Raw genomic sequence first — 1,101 nt, 5'->3', positions numbered from 1 at the left:
TCTCGTCGTCGATGATGTTCTCGGCGCGGGTGATCTGGTCGCGGGCGGCTTCAACGGCGATGGAGAAGCTGGCTTGGACGCCGGTGTGTCCGGTGCTGATCAGGGCGTCGGCGATGGCGATGCGGACGGCCTGGTAGAGGACCAGGAGCGCCCAGATTTCCTGGTCGAGCCCGGCCGGGTCGCCCGCGCGCAGGACCCGGCGACGCAGGAGACCGGACTTGAGCTCGCAGTAGGCGGTCTCGATCTCCCACCGCTGGTGGTAAAGCGCGACGATGGCGCCGGCCGGGTAGCGGTCGGGGTCGAGCAGGCTGGTCTCGAGCCGGTAGTGCCCGGTACGGGTGCCCTCCGAGGTGGCGATCGTGATCGTTGCTGCGATCAATCGCAGCCGGACTCGGCCGCGCTGGACCAGGACCGAGCCGTCGGCGAGCCGGGCCAGTGTTTTGGGTCGGGTATTGGTGTTCACACGGATCAGCAGGTCGGCGCCGGTGGCGAGGATCGCTTCGAGCAGTGGTGCTGCGTCGAAGTTGCGGTCGGCCAGGACCAGGCGGCCCGGGCCCATCGCGTCCAGCAGCCGCCGGGCCATGGTGGTCTCTCCCTGGTCGATCGGGCCGAACACCGCGCCCAGCAGCGACCGGGAACCGGTCGCGATCAGACCGACCAGGCGCACTTGCGGATAACCCGAACCACGGTAGGCGGTATCGCCCTGGGAGCGGTGGACGGCCAGGTTCTGCTTCGAGGCGGGGACGTCGAGCAGGGTCCCGTCGATCGCGCAGACCAGGAGGCCTCGCCACCTGGCCGCGGCGCTCGTTGGTGTCGCGAGCAGCGCGAACAGGGCCCGCATCGGGCTCGCGCCGAGACGCTTGCGCGCGTAGTGCAACGCCGAGGCGGCCGGTTCACCGGTCAACGCGAGCCCACCGGTGAGCTTGCGCCAGACCGCGCTCCACCCGCACGAGGCGAACAACCCCGCCGCGAGCAGCAGATACACCGTCACCCGGGCCGGAATCAGACGGACCCGATGCTCGGTCCGACCGCATTGGTCAATGACCGCGTCGACCATCTCGAACGGCACGACCCGGGTCAACTCACCCAGATGACCGGGCG

The 1,101-nt window shown here is 69.8% G+C and carries 1 protein-coding gene; it reads right to left on the bottom strand.

What is annotated here, in order from left to right; genetic code table 11:
* Positions 1 to 1,057: IS4 family transposase (locus ACFO8M_RS26560; RefSeq protein WP_387981099.1), on the bottom strand; the 1,057-nt coding region annotated here is incomplete at its 3' end.
* Positions 1,058 to 1,101: the final 44 nt, after the last annotated feature.

The organism is Glycomyces rhizosphaerae (genome assembly GCF_042647865.1).
Lineage (GTDB): Bacteria > Actinomycetota > Actinomycetes > Mycobacteriales > Micromonosporaceae > Glycomyces > Glycomyces rhizosphaerae.
This window is presented reverse-complemented; position numbering and strand designations above follow the sequence as displayed.